Origin of the sequence: Pseudomonas mediterranea CFBP 5447, from assembly GCF_000774145.1 — a bacterium.
Lineage (GTDB): Bacteria > Pseudomonadota > Gammaproteobacteria > Pseudomonadales > Pseudomonadaceae > Aquipseudomonas > Aquipseudomonas mediterranea.
In genome coordinates, this window is record NZ_KN322987.1 from 494,164 (window position 1) to 509,864 (window position 15,701).

Consider the following 15,701-nt stretch of genomic DNA (forward strand, 5'->3'; position numbering starts at 1 on the left):
ACTTCGCTGTACCACTGCTCAATCAGTAATCCCAGAAAGCCGCCACCCAGCGAAACGCATCCCCCTCCACCGCCACCCTTCCCACCGAGGGAAACGGCAAATGCGTGGCGACCAGCAGTTCACCGCTCGCTGCCGCTTCCTGCATGAGCCGGACCCGAACGCGAACAGCTTCCTCGGGGTCATGTTCAAAACCGTTGTGCCAGTCGGGATGGTCGAAGGCGACCGGGAACAGCGCGTCACCGGCGAAGGTCAGCCGCTCGCCGGCGGATGTCACATGTACCACGCTGTGCCCCGGAGTGTGTCCCCCGGTCAGCCTAGCGACCACGCCGGGTGCCACCTCATGCTCATGTTCGAACGTGCGCAGCTTGTCACCGTACACCTTCATGAACTCATCGGCAGTGGCCCGCAGCACGTCCGGCACCGGCGACGGCATGGACGTCAGGGTGAAGTCAGGTGCCGCCCAGAATGCAACCTCGGTGGCCGCAACGTGGATCCGCACATCCGGGCGTAGCCGGTTCTTCACCTCGTCCACCAGCAGCCCGCCGATATGGTCCATGTGCATGTGGGTGATGACCACGTCGGTTACCGCTCCCAGATCGATACCGGCGGCGGCCAGCCGCTTCGGGAACTGTCCGGCGCGTGGAAAGCCGGGAAACTGCCCGCCCAGCCCGGCGTCGACGAGTATGGTTTGCTCGCCGCTGCGCACCACCAGCACGTTCAGCGCCCAATCGAACGCATCCGGGCCCAGGAACATCTCCTTGAACCAGGCCGCGCGAGCCGCCGGATCGGCGTTGGTGGACATCGTCGTGGTCGGCAGCGGCAGCACGCCGTCGCTGACCACCAGCACGTCGATCTCTCCGACCCGCACGGCATAACGCGAAGGCACCAACTCTTCGACGTTCAATCCTGTTGGAGCCAGGCGCGTGCCCAGGGCCGGTTGACCGTTGCTTTTTTCTTCCTCGTGAGTGCGGTAGTCCAGATGCGTTGTCATGGTCACTCTCCATCATTTGGGGATAGGAAATCCGCTGTTCCCGGGACGAGAACGACGAAATGCCTGGAGAGTGAGTGTGTGATGCGGCGAGCAGTGTCCGATACCGTACGTGGGTATGGCGCGCATGTACCTTAGGCTGATCGATCCAAACAGAAAGATAGGAGGACAGGCCCACAAGCCAATTCGCAGGATCGGGCAATCATCAGCCTGAATTGTGCAATGTGCCCTGCAGATTCCTTCCTATAGTTGATCGGAGCCAAACCTTGCGGAGCAGGTCCCACCATGAGCGCCCTCAACATCAATGGCCGTGAATACACGGTCGACGTCGACCCTGGCACCCCGATTCTCTGGACATTGCGTGATACGTTGGGCATGACCGGCACCAAGTTCGGCTGCGGCGCAGCCCTGTGTGGCGCGTGCACGGTCCACCTGGACGGCCAGGCCATCCGCTCCTGCGTGACGCCGATCGCCGCCGCCGAAGGCAAGAAGATCACCACCATCGAAGCCGCCACCGACGGCAGCGATCCGGTCGGCACAGCGGTGCATGAAGCCTGGGTCAAGCATGACGTCGCGCAGTGCGGCTACTGCCAGAGCGGCCAGATCATGAGCGCGACCGCGTTCCTCAAGGCCCAACCCAAGGGCAAGCAACCCACCGCCGCCGAAATCGATTCGGCCATGGCCGGCAACCTCTGCCGCTGTGGCACCTATGCCCGTATCCGTGCTGCCGTGGCCGATGCCGCCAAAGCCCTCGCCTGACCGGAGTACGCCATGCTGAACGACATTTTTCCAGACGAACTCCCTCGCACCCTGCAATCGATCTTTGCCGACACCGACACGGACAGCTTCGCCGCACTCCCCCGGCGCAGTTTTCTCAAGATTGTCGGCATCGGTGGGCTGGCCTTGGGTGCCTTTCCGCACCTGGCCCTGGCACAACAAGCCGGCGATGGGGCGCAAGGGCTCAAGCCGACCCAGCAGCCGTCGGCGTTCGTGCAGATCGCACCCAGCGGCGAAGTAACGGTCACGATCAACCGCCTGGAGTTCGGCCAGGGGGTGCAGACCGGGCTGCCCATGATTCTCGCTGAAGAGCTCGATGCCGACTGGAGCCTGGTGCGTACCCGCAACGGCAGCAACGACGCCGCTTATCAGGACCCGAATTTCGGCATGCACATCACCGGCGGCTCCAACTCGATCAAGAACAGCTACACCCAGTACCGCGAGCTGGGCGCCCGCGCTCGCGCCATGCTGCTCGCCGCGGCGGCCGCACGCTGGAACGTGGATGTGGCGAGCCTGAGCACCCAGGCGGGTATGGTGCTCGGCCCTGGAGGTCGGAAGGCGAGTTACGGGGAACTCGCCGAAGCGGCGATGGCAATGCCCGTGCCCGAAACCATCACCCTCAAGGATCCCAAGGACTTCCGCATCATCGGCCAGGCCACCACACGCATCGATGCCAAGGCCAAGAGCAGCGGCCGGCAGGATTTCGGCATCGACATGCACCTGCCCGGGCAGCTCACCGCCGTGGTGGCGCGCCCTCCCGTGTTCGGCGCCCGCATCGCCTCGCTGGATGACAGCGCGGCGCGTGCCACCCAAGGGGTAAAAGCCGTCCTGCGCGTGCCGGTGGACGGAGGGGCCGAAGGCGTGGCGGTGATCGCAGACGGCTATTGGCAGGCGAAAACCGGCCGCGATGCGCTCAAGCTGCAATGGGATACTTCCGCGGTCGAGAAGGTTGACAGCGAAAAGCAACTGGCCCAGTACCGGGACCTGGCCAAGCAGCCCGGCTCCCGCCATTTCGATGCCGACATGACACCGCTTGCCACGGCCCCGCATCAACTGGAAGCCGAGTTCCTGTTTCCCTACCTCGCCCATGCGCCCATGGAGCCGTTGAATTGCACCGTCCAGGTTTCCGGCGACCGCGCCCAGCTATGGGTCGGTACACAGTTTCCCGGTGGCGACGGTGCCGCGGCGGCGCGGGTGTTGAATCTCAAGCCTGAGCAAGTCCAGGTCAATGTGCAGACGGCAGGCGGTGGCTTTGGCCGGCGTGGCGTGCCCTCCGGCGACTTCGTCGTGCTCGCCTGCGAAGTCGCCAAGGCCGCGCGCACCGCCGGGCTCGATGCGCCCATTCGCACCCTGTGGAGCCGTGAAGACGACATCAAGGGCGGTTACTACCGCCCCATGCACCTGCATCGCGCGCATATCGGCTTCGATGACAACGGCAACGTCCTGGCCTGGGATCACGTCCTGGTCGGGCAATCGATCCTCGCCGACACAATGTTCGGCGCCCGCGTGAAGAACGGCATCGACCCCACGGCTACGGAAGGTCTGCGCAATCCTTATCCACTGCCGATGCGCCTGACGGTGCACCATCCCAAGCTCAACGTGCCGGTGTTGTGGTGGCGCAGCGTCGGCTCCACGCATACGGCCTTTGTGATGGAAACCTTGATCGATGAAATTGCCCGGACAACCCGGCAGGACCCGGTGGCCTATCGGATGAAACTGTTTGCCGAGCAAAACCCACGCCATCGCGCCGCATTGCAACTGGCGGTGGACAAGAGTGGCTACGGCAAGGCTCAGTTGCCCGAAGGGCGAGCCTGGGGCGTGGCGGTGCACGAGTCGTTCAGCTCGGTGGTGGCCTACGTGGTCCAGGCCTCGGTACAGAACGGCCGTCCGGTGCTGCATCAGGTGACCGCTGGCGTGCATTGCAACCTGGCCGTCAACCCGCGCAGCGTCGAAGCACAGGTCCAGGGCGCGGCCCTGATGGGCTTGTCCATGTGCCTGCCGGGCGGCGCCGTCACGTTGAAAGACGGCGTCGTGCAACAAAGCAACTTCGCCGACTTCAACGTGCCGCGGATCACCGATACGCCGGAGTTTTCGATTCACATCGTGCCCAGCGCCGAGCCACCCACCGGCATGGGTGAGCCCGGCCTGCCGGCGCTGGCGCCGGCCTTTGCGAATGCGCTGGCGAGCCTGACGGGCAAGCCGTTGCGTCAGTTGCCGTTCCAACTGACGTGACTGAGTAGCTCGATCAAGCCGCCCCGGCTTTCCCATGGAACGCCTGCCCCAGCACCGCCAGCCGCTCCGCCAACGGTGGCAGGCACTGGCTGCTGCGGGTCAGGATGCCGATGTTGTCGGCGTTCCGCTCAGCCACGGCCTGAACGGTTTGCAGGCGCTCGTTGATACCCAACGACGCCTTGGACTGTTCCTGGGTGGTGCTGGCGATCAAGTCGTTGAAATGGTTGATCACGGCGATGTCCTCCACCACGGCATGCAATAGTTGCGAAGCCAACTGACTGGCGGATACGCAACGTTCCACGCCGTCCCGGCTGTCTTGCATGGCGACAGCGGCCTGACGGCTGCCTTGCTGTAGTTTTGCAATGATCTGCTGGATTTCCGTGGTGGACGTCGAGGTTTTCTGCGACAGGCTGCGCACTTCATCGGCCACTACCGCGAACCCTCGGCCTTGCTCGCCGGCCCGGGCGGCCTCGATGGCCGCGTTCAAGGCCAGCAGGTTGGTTTGCTCGGCAATGCCATTGATCACATCGAGCACCTGGCCGATCTGCTGCGCCTGATCGGCCAGGACTTGCACGGTTTCGTTGGTCAGGTTGATGCGCCCCGCCAGTTCGACGATTTCCTCACGGGTCTGGTCCACCGTGCTGCGTCCCCGGGTAACCTGCTCGTTGGCCTGCCCGGCGCGCTGCAGAGTCTGGTCGACGTGAGCCGCTATGTTTTCCATGGCCTGGACCAGTTGACCGATCGCTCCGCTCATCTGTGCCACCTCATCCAATTGGTGCCGGGCGCCGCTTTCCAGTGTCTGCCCGACCTGGGACAAGTCCTGGCCGAGGTCCGACAGATTACGGGTATCGCGCACCACGCCGTCCACCAGATGAGTGACCTGTTGCAGGAAATGATCGAAGCGCGCCCCCGAGGACACTTTGATGTGCGGGTTACGCTGGTTGTCGGCGTCGCTGCTCAGTTGCGCGGCCGCGGCAAGTACCTTGTCCAGTACATCCTGGTTTTCCGTGGCGTCCAGCAGGCTCTGGTTCGCCAGGTAGATCAGGATCACGCTTTCCACCACAACGTAGAAAGCATGGACGAAGATCATGCCCCAACCGCCATGGCCGGCCATGACGAACACCGGAAAACCCTGGTGCTGCAACCAGTGGAAGCCAAGATGGTGAACGGCAATCGTCGCGGCGGCGACGACAATGGGCAGCCAGTCACGGTAGAACGTCAATACGGCCAGCAGGACGAAAATCCCGAAATGGAACTCGACGACGCCGTGGGTCTGATTGATGTGCAGGGCGGCCATGACCATCAGCGCCACGGCGATGACGCAACGCATGACGCGTGTGCCGCCCAGGCCGCGATACAGGGCGCTGGTCAACAAGCAGGTCGTCGCCCCGACCAGCAGCGCCTGGAGGAAGGTCGAATACATGAAGGCCAGGCCCAGGGAGTACAGCAGAGAGAGCCAGAGCAACCCCAGCATGATGCGATCAGCTTTGCGATGGTGCTCATTGAAACGCGCCGGCGATGTCATGGGAATGTCCTTTTCATTGACTTGGTGGAGTCCGTGAGCGATGCCGCGTGAAACGGCTATCGGCATGTCGGAATGCAACTGTAGCCAATTGCCACTATCCAATGATAGTGAGCCAACGATCTTTTCCTGCAGGACGTTTGCTTTATCATGACCGCCATCCCACTTCCCTGATCTGATGGAACCGCCATGACTTTCGATTTCGACCCCGTGTTCGAGCGACACGGTACCGGCAGCACCAAATGGAGTCGCTACCCGGCCGATGTGTTGCCGATGTGGGTAGCCGATATGGACTTCGCTGCCCCGCCCGTGGTCATCGATGCGCTGCGCAAGCGTCTCGAGCATCCGATGCTTGGCTACAGCGTGGCCCAGGACAGCCTACGGGCGGCCATCGTGGCTGATCTCTGGAACAAGTACGCCTGGCGCGTCGAGCCGCAGCAGATCGTGTTCTTGCCAGGTGTGGAACCGGGATTCAACATGGCCCTGCATGGACTGGTGGAGCCGCAGCAGAATGTCGTGGTGCAGGTGCCAAACTATCCGCCGCTGCGCAATGCGCCAGGCCACTGGCAATTGAACAAGGTGGAGTTGCCTTTCAACCCGGTCAATGGCGAATTCCACACGCCCCTGGCGGCGTTGCGCGAGGCCCTGCACGGCGGTGGCGCCTTGTTGCTGAGCAATCCCCATAACCCGCTGGGCAAGGTGTTCGGACGGGAAGAACTCAAGGCCGTGGCGGACATCTGCCTGGAGCAGGATGCCTGGATCATCTCCGACGAGATCCATGCCGAGCTGTGCTTCGACGGCCGGGTGCACATCCCCACCGCCACCCTGAGCCCGGCAATCGCCGAGCGCACCATCACCCTGATGTCCGCCAGCAAGGCCTATAACATCGCCGGGCTGAAAACTTCGTTCGCCATCATCCAGAACGCCAAGGTGCGCGAGCGGGTCAACAACGCCCGTGCCGGCATGGTCGACAGCGTCAATGCCCTGGGCCTCGAGGCGACCCGGGCGGCCTACAGCGAGGCTGGTCCGTGGCTTGAAGCGTTGAAGGTATATCTGCAAGCCAATCGCGATTATCTGGTCAACGCGGTGCAGACCCGTCTGCCCGGCATCAGCATGACCGTGCCCCAGGGCACCTACCTGGCGTGGTTGGACTGCTCAGAGCTGGGTTTGGACGATCCGCAGGCCTTCTTCCTCCATGAAGCCAAGGTCGGGCTCAGCGCCGGGCTGGATTTTGGCGATGACGCCCAACAGTTCGTGCGCCTGAACTTCGGCTGCCCGCGGGCATTGCTGGAAGAAGGGATTGCGCGGATGGAGAAGAGCCTGAAGACTCGGGGCTGATCACAAGAAGTGATGATCAACTGTGGCGAGGGAGCTTGCTCCCGCTGGACTGCGAAGCAGGCCCAAAAACGGGGCCGCTACGCGACCCAGCGGGAGCAAGCTCCCTCGCCACATTGGCTATGTGCTGTCAGCATCGCATTGCCTGGGTCAAAGGGCTGCGTTTTACTCATGCATGTCCGGCGCATACACAAAACACAGCTTGTTGCCCTCCGGATCCCGGCAATAGGCTCCGAAGTAACCTTCCGAGTACTGCGGCCTCGGGCCCGGCGGGCCCTCGTCGTAGCCGCCCATGGCGATGGCCAGGTCCCAGGCGGCGCGCACGGTTTGCGGTGAGTCGGCGGCGAAGCTCACCTGCATGCCATTGCCCCACGTGGCGGGCAGGCCGTTAAAGGGCTGTTGCACGAACACCTGGGGCCAGCGCTTGCCGGGCTGATGCCAACCTTCCCCGGGCGGTCCGGAATCGTTTTCACTGTCCATGCGCACCAGCCCCAGGCAACCCAGGACTGCGTCATAGAAAGCGATCATCTTCGGCAAATCTCGCGCGCCGATCTGTATATGACTGAACAATTCCTATCTCCTTGTCGGGTACGTATGGCCATTGGAGAACTCCTGTCCTCCAACGTTCGCTTGCCGATGACTATCGTTCGACGAAACGCCCTGCGCAACGCTCATCGACTGGCTGAATGATCCAACCGAACTCTGCCAAAAAAACCGCGGTCCACCCTCCATCGCATCCACACCTTGCCTGGAGAACGACATGGTCGACTACCCTACCCCACCTTTCCCGAAGCAAAGCCAACCGGTGCCCGGCACCCAGCGGAAAATGGACCCGTATCCCGATTGCGGCGAACAGAGTTACACCGGCTCCGGGCGGCTGGCGAACAAAATCGCCCTGATCACCGGTGCCGACAGTGGCATTGGTCGCGCCGTGGCGATTGCGTTTGCCCGTGAAGGCGCGGACGTGGCCATTTCCTACCTGGACGAACACGAAGACGCCCGGGAAACCGCGCGCTGGGTCGAGCAGGCCGGCCGCCAGTGCCTGTTGTTGCCGGGTGACCTGGCGGACAAGGCCCAGTGCCGCAAGGTGGTCGATGAGACCGTCGCCCGCTTCGGACGCATCGATGTGCTGGTCAACAATGCCGCGTTCCAGATGACCCACGAGCATCTGGAGGACATCCCCGACGAAGAATGGGTGCGCACGTTCGATATCAACATCACCTCGATGTTCAGGATCTGCCAGGCCGCCGTACCGCACATGAAGGCCGGTGGTTCGATCATCAACACCAGTTCGGTCAACTCCGACATGCCCAAGCCGACCCTGCTGGCCTATGCCACCACCAAGGGCGCCATCGCCAACTTCACCGGCGGCCTGGCGCAGATGCTCGGGCCCAAGGGTATCCGGGTGAACAGCGTGGCGCCGGGGCCGATCTGGACGCCGCTAATTGTTGCGACCATGCCTGAGGAAGAGGTGCAGAACTTCGGCTCCCAGACACCCCTGGGGCGCCCGGGCCAACCGGTGGAAGTGGCGCCGATCTATGTGCTGCTGGCGTCGGACGAGTCGAGCTATATCTCGGGGTCAAGGTATGGGATCACGGGGGGCAAGCCGATCCTCTAAGTTCTGGTGAGTTCTTTTGTGGCGAGGGGATTTATCCCCCCAGCGGGGCGGTGCGCGCCCCAGCGGGGCGGTGCGACGCTTCGCTAAATCCCCTCGCCACAAAAAGCTCCGCGCATTATGGTTGCTGCTCAGGACGACTCCTTGGCAATCACCGAAATCTTCCCATTGCGCTCGATAATCGCAAACTTGATCTGCTCCAGGGTCTCGATCCCCTGGCTTGAGCGCGCCGCTTCCATGATGTCGGCCTCCACCAGCCGGGCAAGACGCATGCGACCCTGGAGGATCCGGCCATCCTCGACGATGACGGTCGGGCCGCCATCGATCAGTTGCGAAACCCACTGGGAACGCTGTTTGAGCAGTGACAAGCCGACGTCGATGGCAATCAGCGTCACGATCACCATCAATGCGTTGGTCAGCGAAAAATCATCCCCCAGCAACGCCTGCTGGGTCGCCTCGCCAATGATCATCAGCAGCACGAAGTCGAAGGTGGTGAGGTCGGCCAGGGAGCGGCGTCCGGCGATCTTGAACAGCACCATCAATGCCAGGTACATCGCGCCGGCGCGCAGTACGGAGTCCATAGGTCACCTAAGGGAAAATGAATTGATCGAAACTGACCGCGCTGCCGGGCATGGCGATACGGCTGTGATAAGCCCCCAGCCCTGTGCTGACCAATGAGAGGTACAGGCTCGCCTTGCCTTCGGCATCCGCCTGGACCCACACCTTCATCCCCTGCCCCACACTGGCCGAACGCACGGGCTGGGGCTGTAGCCCCTGCACGTCGAAGCCTTCCAGCCAGTCGCCGCCCAGCTCCACCTCCAATACCGCGCCGGGCGTCCCCTTGAGATGAAGGATCATGGCGTTGTTGGAGCCGTTGCGATGAAAAAACTCGTACTCGACCCCCAGCCGGCCATCGCTGCTCTGCACGTCGCGGGAGCTCAACGGGCCGCGTGAAAACAGCCCCAGTAAAGTGAGGATCACCAGCAACACCAGCGCATACCAGCCGACCCGTTCGAACCGCCAGACCTTGAGCTGATAGGCCATGTCTTCACGGACTGGGAACTCGCGGCTGCGGAAGTCTTCCGGCTCGGTGTGGTTGCTCATGGGGCTGTCCTATCGGTACTCACCTGCCAGGGCGCGTTGATGAAAGTAGCGCAGTTGCAGGAGCGCATGCTCGGCGGCCCACAACTGCACTTGCCCGCGCGTGCCGAAAAAGCGCTCCTGGCGACTGAACAGCGCCCGTTTGCCATTGATCTGGAAGGCCCAGGCAAAGCACACGGTGCCGGCGGGAATGCCATCCATGTCGTCCGGCCCGAGGATCCCGGTGGTGGCCACCGCCACGTTGGCATTGGCATCGTGCAACGCGCCGAGGGCCATTTCCTCCGCGACTTCACGACTGGTGAGGTTGAAGGTGCCGATGGTTCGCGGGTTCACGCCCAGCAACCGCTGTTTCGCCTCGGGGGAATACACCACGTAACCGCTCTCGATCAGTGAACCGCTGCCCGGCACTTCGGCCAGCAGCGTGACGATCTGGCCGGCGGTACAGGATTCGGCCGTGGTCAGGCGCAAGTCATGGTCTCGCAGGTAATCAACCAGGGTATGGGCGACAGTCATGGTGCGAAAGTCCTTCTGGGATGCTGATGGGTTGACCCCTGCCGCTTGGATTCATTCCCTCCGATCGCTTCCCGACGCGCCGCGACAAATAAATGAAACCGTCCTCCGATCCTGCGCCTCAAACCCATAAGGGCCTCACGCTGAGGCTGACTCGATCAGGAGGTCGTCATGTCCGCACCTTTCGTCAAACTGTTCACGCATCCCGAATTCGCCTGGCAGGACATCCGTGAAGAAGAACAGGCCCATCCGCGTCATTACCTCGGCCACCTGCTGTTACTGGCCCTGATTCCGGCGGTGTGCCTGTTCATCGGCACCACCTGGACCGGTTGGAGCCTGGCCGAAAACGAAACGGTACGGCTCACTGCCGCCAGCGCACTGCAGCTGTGCGTGCTGCTGTACCTGACCATCGTCGCCGGCGTGGCGCTCATGGGCCTGTTCATCCGTTGGATGTCCCGCACCTTCGAAGCGCGTCCGACCGTCAACCAGTGCATCGGCTTCGCCGCCTATACCGCCACCCCGTACTTCCTGGCCGGGCTTTCCGGGCTCTACCCGAGCCGCTGGCTGGCGGTGGCCGTGCTGCTGGTCGCTTCGGTCTATTCGACCTACCTGTTGTTCATCGGCCTGCCCAGGTTCATGAGCGTCAAGAAAGAACAGGGGCTGTTGTATTCGGCGAGTGTCTGGGGGGTTGGGTTGCTGGTATTGGTGACTATGCTGGTGGAGATGATTCTGCTGTGGTTCAACGTGTTGCAGCCGGAGTACCTGCGGTTTCCGGTAAGTTGATCAACCGATGGGATCCTGCGCCGGACGCTTCTGTGGCGAGGGGATTTATAAATCCCCCGGGGATAAATCCCCTCGCCACAGAATTCCACTGCAGATTCCTTATTTATCCGTTTTCTTCATCCCAATCCGCCGACGCATATCCGCCGTGATGCTCTGGCGGGTTTTCTTCAGGTCGGCCCAGGGTTCGTGACCCACTTCCGCCAGACGCTCGTGGACGTTGTGCACATTCCACAGATTCGCCCCCTTGAGTTCCGCCACCTCCTCCCGAAAAATCGGCACCGACACCGGCAGTCCTTCGCGGGTGCGGACGGCGTAGGCGCAGATGGTGGTGGCGCCGAGGCCGTTGCGCAGGTAGTCGATGAAGATCCGCCCGACGCGGTTCTTCGGCCCGGACACCGCGGAGAAGCGATCCGGCAGCAGCTTCGCCATGTGGCTGACAATGGCATGGCTGAATCCCTTGACCTCGTCCCAGCCGAGTTTGCGCGTCAGCGGCACCACCACATGGATGCCCTTGCCGCCGCTGGTCTTGAGAAACGCCTTGAGGCCCAGTTCATCGAGCACCGATAACGTCAGCTGGGTCGCTTCCACCATGCTTTTCCAGGGCAACGCCGGATCCGGGTCGAGGTCGAGGACGAAACGATCCGGCTTGTCCAGGTCGACGGCGGTGGCGTTCCAGGTGTGCAGCTCCACCGTGCTCATCTGCACGGCGCCGATCAGCGCCTCGGCGTTGTTGATGATCATCACCGGCTGCCCGGTCAAGGCCTTGTCCAGGCTGGTAATTCCGGGAATCGCCAGGCGCTCGGGGTTCTTCTGGAAGAACAGCTCGCCGGCGATCCCGTCCGGCGCCCGCACCAGAGCCACCGGACGCTCGGCCAGTTCCGGCAGAATGAATTCGGCGACGCTGGCGTAATATTCGGCCAGTTGCAGTTTGGTGGTGCCGCTGGTGGCGTCGATGACCCGCTCGGGATGAGTGATCCGCACCTTGCCGTCCATCGCCGGGGCCTGGGTGGCCTTGCCCTTGGCTTTCGTCGTGGACTTGGCCGGCTTTTTTTCGACTTCCGCAGGTTTGTCCACCGGTTTCGGGCGTTCCTGGGTAATTTCCTTGGCCGGTTTGTCGCTGCGCAAGCCATGGAACACCGCATGCCGCACCGAACCTTCCTTGGTCATCTCGGCATACGCCACTTCGGCCAGCAACGTCGGCTTGAGCCAGTGCACGCCCTTGGCTTCGTAGCCGGTGGGCGGGTTGACCACGGCGGCTTTTTTCGTCTCCAGGGGCAGCAATTGCTGATGGATGCTCTTGAGGGTGGTTTCGTTGAACCCGGTGCCGACCTTGCCGGCATAGCGCAGCTCACCGCTGTCGGCGTCATGTAAGCCCAACAGCAACGCGCCGAAAGCACTGCGGGCACCCTTGGGTTCGCTGAAGCCGACCACCACGAACTCCTGGCGGTTCTTGCACTTGAGCTTGATCCAGTCATTGCTGCGCCGGGACACATAGGCACTGCCCGCGCGCTTGCCGATCAGCCCTTCCATCTTCATCTGGCAAGCGCTGTTGAGCAATGCATCCGGGGTCTCCTCGAAGGCATCGGAGAAACGCAGCAATGGATCTTCGTTGCCCTCCAACACCGCCGCCAGCGCAGCCCGGCGCTGCTCCACCGGCACTTTGCGCAGGTCCATGCCATTGAGATACGGCAGGTCGAACAGGTAATAGGCGATCCTGCCGCTGCTGCCGGCGTCGAAGGCATTTTGCAGGGCCTGGAAATCCGGCACGCCCTGTTCGTTGGCCACCACCATTTCCCCATCCAGCCAGGCCGACTCAAGCCCAAGCCCGGCGAGGGCCTCGGCCTGGCTGGGCAACTTGTGGGTCCAGTCGTGGCCGTTGCGAGTGATCAGGCGCACATCACCGTTTTCGATACGGGCCATGACCCGATAACCATCGAATTTGATTTCATAGAGCCATTCACCGTCGGGGGCGCTTTCCACCAGGGTCGCCAGCTCCGGCTTGAGCGTCTCGGGAATCGGCCCGGCCACCGCGCCACTGATGGTGTTCTTCGAAGCTTTTTTCGATGACGTGGGCTTGGCGGCTTTCTCCGGCTGTTTCACCGCTTTGGCAGCGGCGGTTTTGCCACGGCGCTTGGGGACGATGGTGCGGTCACTGAGCACACTGTCCGGCTCGGCCTGCACCACGTCGTATTCACTTTCGGGCCGGGCGGCGTCGTCCTGGTGTTTGATCAGGAACCACTGTTCCTGCTTGCCCGGCATGTGGGTGCGGACCAGATTCCACAAGCCGGCCAGCTTCTCGCCTTGCAGCTCGAACTTGAGCCGGCCTTTTTCATAGGCTTCATGGGGATCGCCCTGGGGGATCCATACGCCCCGATCCCAGACGATGACATCGCCGGCGCCGTAATGGCCTTCGGGAATGCTGCCTTCAAACGTCGCGTAATCCAGCGGATGGTCTTCGACATGCACCGCAAGGCGCTTGGACTTGGGGTCCAGGCTCGGTCCCTTGGGCACCGCCCAGCTCTTCAGGGCGCCGTCCAGCTCCAGGCGAAAGTCGTAGTGCAGTCGCGAGGCGTCGTGTTTCTGGATGCAGAACTGCAAGGCGTGGGCGGTTTTCTTCGACGTGCGCGAACGCTTCGCCGCCGGCTCCGGAGTGGCGGCGAAATCACGCATGCGGTTGTAGTCATCGAGATTCTTGCTGGTCATCGGCCACCTGCCGCTTGCTGGAGCGTCGGACCGGCCACGGGCAACCCGGCGGTCTCCGACACCAGTTGATCGACGACCCGGCCCAGGGCCTCCGCAGGCGTATCCCCCAGCAACAAGCCCTGTTCGTAAAGAACCACTTGCCGGTCGGCACTGGTGCCTTCCTGCACGATCCGCCGCGCCTGCTTGAACACATCGCTGACCCCGAGGGCCGCGGCCGTTTCACCGAAGGTCTGTTCGGCCAGGGTCAGCCATTCACCGATGAGCATCGGCTGCTCCTGCCCCTCGATGATGAACTCCGCCAGGATCCCGTGGCGCTTGGCCCGCCAGCGGTTCTCCTTGAGGATCCACTGCGAGGTCTGGCTATAGCGCGCGCCGGGCTTGGGTTGGGCAATGGCGTGGGCCACCATCAGGCGAAACAGCGAGACCAGGCAAAGGACATCGTCGATCCGTGGACAGGCATCGCAGATGCGCAGCTCCAGGGTGGGAAAATGCGAGGAAGGTCGAATCACCCACCAGCAATCGCTGGCCTGGCGGATCGAGCCAGTGCGCATGAGCAAGTCGACGTACTCGGCAAACGCCGATTCGTCTTCGAAGAATTCCGGGACGCCCATGCGCGGCCACTCATCGCAGGCGACCTGGCGGTAGCTGCTGAAGCCGCTATACGCGCCGTTCCAGAACGGTGACGAAGCGCTCAGCGCGAGAAACATCGGCAGCCAGGGTAAGACCTCGTTCATCACCCGGACCCGATCCCGGTCGGCCGGGACCTCGACGTGTACATGCAGCCCCGACAGCACGCTGCGGCGGGCCACCCGCTGGTAATCATCGAACAGTTGCTGGAAGTGCAATTCATCGGTGGGTTGCAGAACCTGCGCCGCCATGGGGTGAGAGCCGGCGCTGAGCAATCCCAGTCCATGGGGCGCCAAACGTCGCGTCAGCCCTGTGCGTACCTCGCTCAGGTAGTCGGCGGCTTCGGGCAGGCTGCGAAAGATGGGCGATGCCACCTCGACCTGGCTCTGGAACATTTCATGGGCGAAATGCTTGCCCAACTCGATCCGGCATTCGGCCACCGCAGCCTCGGACGGTTGACCGGGCATGCAGCGGGTTTGCAGGTCGGTGATGAAATATTCTTCTTCAATGCCGAACTTCAGACGCCTGTTCATCGATAATCCCTCCGATACCCGCGCCGATACGGGTTACCACCAACGCCACCACGGCGATCCTTTCCACGTTCTGATACCCAGGCGTCAGCAGCTCTTCACCAAAGACGTCCGGGTCCAGCTCCTTGTAGGTCCAGCCAAATTCCGGCGAGTCGCGCCATGTTCCCAACGCCTCCAGGAACGGATCGCGACCATCGACCATCGCCACACCGGTGTAGAGCACCAGCGAGCCGCCCGGTGTGAGCCGGGGCAACGCCTGCTCGACAATGCGCAACGACAGCCCGGCGCCGAGGGCGCCACCGCCGTCGCGATAGGCACGCTCCGCCGGATCGGCCATGTACGGCGGGTTGGCGACGATCAGGTCGAATTGGCCGTCGACGTTCTGCAGCAGGTCGCTGTGGGCGAGCTCGAGGTTGCCCACCTCGGCCAACGCGGCATTGACCGCGCTCAGGCGCAGGGCCAGCGGATTGATGTCCAGCGCCAGCACCTGGGCCTCGCGACGGGCCCGGGCAATCACGATCGCCCCGACACCAGCGCCGCAGCCGATGTCCACGGCGCGATGCACCGCCGTGAAATTCTGTTGCAGGTGGGTATGGATCAGTTGTGCGAAGCGGTAGCTGTCCGGGCCGAAAAATACCGCATCGCTGGACTGGGTCGGGAATGCCGAATGGGCAAACAGCAGCCCGTCCAGGCTCGACCAGCGCACCCGGCTGTGGAGCAGGCCCTGGCGCTCTTCCAGCACCTCGGCTTCCTGCAGTTGCCGCTGCTCGTCGGCGGAGATCAGCCCCGGCGCAAATGGCCGCGACCAGCCGAACACGTCGCGCAATGTCCTGGAACGCTCGTTTCCGGGCCTCTGGTTGACCCGTTCATGGGTCAGCGGTGTTGGCGTGATGAAGCGATAACCGTCGGCTTGTAACCGACGGCCCAGCTGCAACAGCGCCAGGTCGGGTTCGGACAGGCGTTCTTCCTGATTCATGC

Annotated in this window: 13 protein-coding genes and 1 pseudogene; 5 read left to right on the plus strand and 9 right to left on the minus strand. The window is 62.9% G+C overall.

What is annotated here, in order from left to right:
- Positions 1-22: 22 nt before the first annotated feature.
- Positions 23-991 carry an MBL fold metallo-hydrolase gene (locus tag N005_RS22305; protein WP_047703159.1) on the minus strand — a complete coding sequence of 323 codons (969 nt, stop codon included), beginning with the start codon at positions 989-991 and terminating at the stop codon, positions 23-25.
- Between the two features lie 282 nt (positions 992-1,273).
- On the opposite strand from N005_RS22305, the gene N005_RS22310 reads away from it, so the two are divergent.
- Positions 1,274-1,747 carry a (2Fe-2S)-binding protein gene (locus tag N005_RS22310; RefSeq protein ID WP_047703160.1) on the plus strand — a complete coding sequence of 158 codons (474 nt, stop codon included), beginning with the start codon at positions 1,274-1,276 and terminating at the stop codon, positions 1,745-1,747.
- Positions 1,748-1,759: 12 nt separating this feature from the next.
- Complete coding sequence (locus N005_RS22315; protein WP_047703161.1) at positions 1,760-3,997, plus strand: xanthine dehydrogenase family protein molybdopterin-binding subunit; 2,238 nt, start codon at positions 1,760-1,762, stop codon at positions 3,995-3,997.
- Positions 3,998-4,010: 13 nt separating this feature from the next.
- On the opposite strand, the pseudogene N005_RS30040 reads toward N005_RS22315, so the two are convergent.
- Positions 4,011-4,532: pseudogene (locus N005_RS30040) on the minus strand (methyl-accepting chemotaxis protein); the annotation flags it as partial.
- A 1,176-nt stretch (positions 4,533-5,708) separates the two neighbouring features.
- On the opposite strand from N005_RS30040, the gene N005_RS22325 reads away from it, so the two are divergent.
- Positions 5,709-6,857 (plus strand): MalY/PatB family protein, encoded by a 1,149-nt coding sequence (locus N005_RS22325; RefSeq protein WP_047703163.1) that lies wholly within the window; start codon positions 5,709-5,711, stop codon positions 6,855-6,857.
- Between the two features lie 162 nt (positions 6,858-7,019).
- Here the strand turns inward: N005_RS22325 and N005_RS22330 are convergent, their stop codons facing one another.
- The gene (locus N005_RS22330) at positions 7,020-7,424 is read right to left on the minus strand and encodes a VOC family protein (protein WP_047703164.1); all 405 of its coding nucleotides are present in this window, start codon (positions 7,422-7,424) and stop codon (positions 7,020-7,022) included.
- Between the two features lie 190 nt (positions 7,425-7,614).
- Here N005_RS22330 and N005_RS22335 point away from each other — a divergent pair, with 190 nt between their 5' ends.
- Entirely contained in the window at positions 7,615-8,472 is an 858-nt protein-coding gene (locus tag N005_RS22335) for an SDR family oxidoreductase (RefSeq protein ID WP_047703165.1), read from the plus strand.
- Positions 8,473-8,600: 128 nt separating this feature from the next.
- On the opposite strand, the gene N005_RS22340 is transcribed toward N005_RS22335, so the two are convergent.
- Genes N005_RS22340 through N005_RS22350 form a run of 3 tightly spaced genes read right to left on the minus strand, consistent with a single transcriptional unit; the run spans position 8,601 to position 10,083 of the window.
- A complete protein-coding gene (locus tag N005_RS22340; protein WP_047703166.1) occupies positions 8,601-9,050 on the minus strand; it encodes a DUF421 domain-containing protein in 450 nt (149 codons plus the stop codon).
- 7 nt (positions 9,051-9,057) lie between these two features.
- On the minus strand, positions 9,058-9,573 hold the full coding sequence (locus N005_RS22345; RefSeq protein WP_047703167.1) for a hypothetical protein: 516 nt from the start codon (positions 9,571-9,573) through the stop codon (positions 9,058-9,060).
- 9 nt (positions 9,574-9,582) lie between these two features.
- On the minus strand, positions 9,583-10,083 hold the full coding sequence (locus tag N005_RS22350) for a CinA family protein (protein ID WP_047703168.1): 501 nt from the start codon (positions 10,081-10,083) through the stop codon (positions 9,583-9,585).
- A 168-nt stretch (positions 10,084-10,251) separates the two neighbouring features.
- Here N005_RS22350 and N005_RS22355 point away from each other — a divergent pair, with 168 nt between their 5' ends.
- Positions 10,252-10,863 carry a Yip1 family protein gene (locus tag N005_RS22355; RefSeq protein ID WP_047703169.1) on the plus strand — a complete coding sequence of 204 codons (612 nt, stop codon included), beginning with the start codon at positions 10,252-10,254 and terminating at the stop codon, positions 10,861-10,863.
- 99 nt (positions 10,864-10,962) lie between these two features.
- On the opposite strand, the gene ligD is transcribed toward N005_RS22355, so the two are convergent.
- The 3 genes from ligD to N005_RS22370 are packed head-to-tail and all read right to left on the minus strand — an operon-like array spanning position 10,963 to position 15,699.
- A complete protein-coding gene (ligD, locus tag N005_RS22360; protein ID WP_047703170.1) occupies positions 10,963-13,566 on the minus strand; it encodes a DNA ligase D in 2,604 nt (867 codons plus the stop codon).
- On the minus strand, positions 13,563-14,726 hold the full coding sequence (locus N005_RS22365) for a carboxylate-amine ligase (protein WP_047703171.1): 1,164 nt from the start codon (positions 14,724-14,726) through the stop codon (positions 13,563-13,565). Before N005_RS22365 ends, ligD begins: the two co-directional genes overlap by 4 nt.
- Positions 14,698-15,699, minus strand: a complete 1,002-nt coding sequence (locus tag N005_RS22370; protein WP_047703172.1) for a methyltransferase — start codon at positions 15,697-15,699, stop codon at positions 14,698-14,700. The genes N005_RS22365 and N005_RS22370 overlap by 29 nt, the downstream gene beginning before the upstream one ends.
- Between the last annotated feature and the right edge of the window lie 2 nt (positions 15,700-15,701).

Bases quoted from the DNA above. Each gene is read 5' to 3' on its own strand.
- N005_RS22335 (WP_047703165.1), top strand. From the start codon at position 7,615: ATGGTCGACTACCCTACCCCACCTTTCCCGAAGCAAAGCCAACCGGTG.
- ligD (WP_047703170.1), bottom strand. From the start codon at position 13,566: ATGACCAGCAAGAATCTCGATGACTACAACCGCATGCGTGATTTCGCC.
- N005_RS22340 (WP_047703166.1), bottom strand. From the start codon at position 9,050: ATGGACTCCGTACTGCGCGCCGGCGCGATGTACCTGGCATTGATGGTG.
- N005_RS22365 (WP_047703171.1), bottom strand. From the start codon at position 14,726: ATGAACAGGCGTCTGAAGTTCGGCATTGAAGAAGAATATTTCATCACC.
- N005_RS22305 (WP_047703159.1), bottom strand. From the start codon at position 991: ATGACAACGCATCTGGACTACCGCACTCACGAGGAAGAAAAAAGCAAC.
- N005_RS22350 (WP_047703168.1), bottom strand. From the start codon at position 10,083: ATGACTGTCGCCCATACCCTGGTTGATTACCTGCGAGACCATGACTTG.
- N005_RS22370 (WP_047703172.1), bottom strand. From the start codon at position 15,699: ATGAATCAGGAAGAACGCCTGTCCGAACCCGACCTGGCGCTGTTGCAG.
- N005_RS22315 (WP_047703161.1), top strand. From the start codon at position 1,760: ATGCTGAACGACATTTTTCCAGACGAACTCCCTCGCACCCTGCAATCG.
- N005_RS22355 (WP_047703169.1), top strand. From the start codon at position 10,252: ATGTCCGCACCTTTCGTCAAACTGTTCACGCATCCCGAATTCGCCTGG.
- N005_RS22310 (WP_047703160.1), top strand. From the start codon at position 1,274: ATGAGCGCCCTCAACATCAATGGCCGTGAATACACGGTCGACGTCGAC.
- N005_RS22325 (WP_047703163.1), top strand. From the start codon at position 5,709: ATGACTTTCGATTTCGACCCCGTGTTCGAGCGACACGGTACCGGCAGC.
- N005_RS22345 (WP_047703167.1), bottom strand. From the start codon at position 9,573: ATGAGCAACCACACCGAGCCGGAAGACTTCCGCAGCCGCGAGTTCCCA.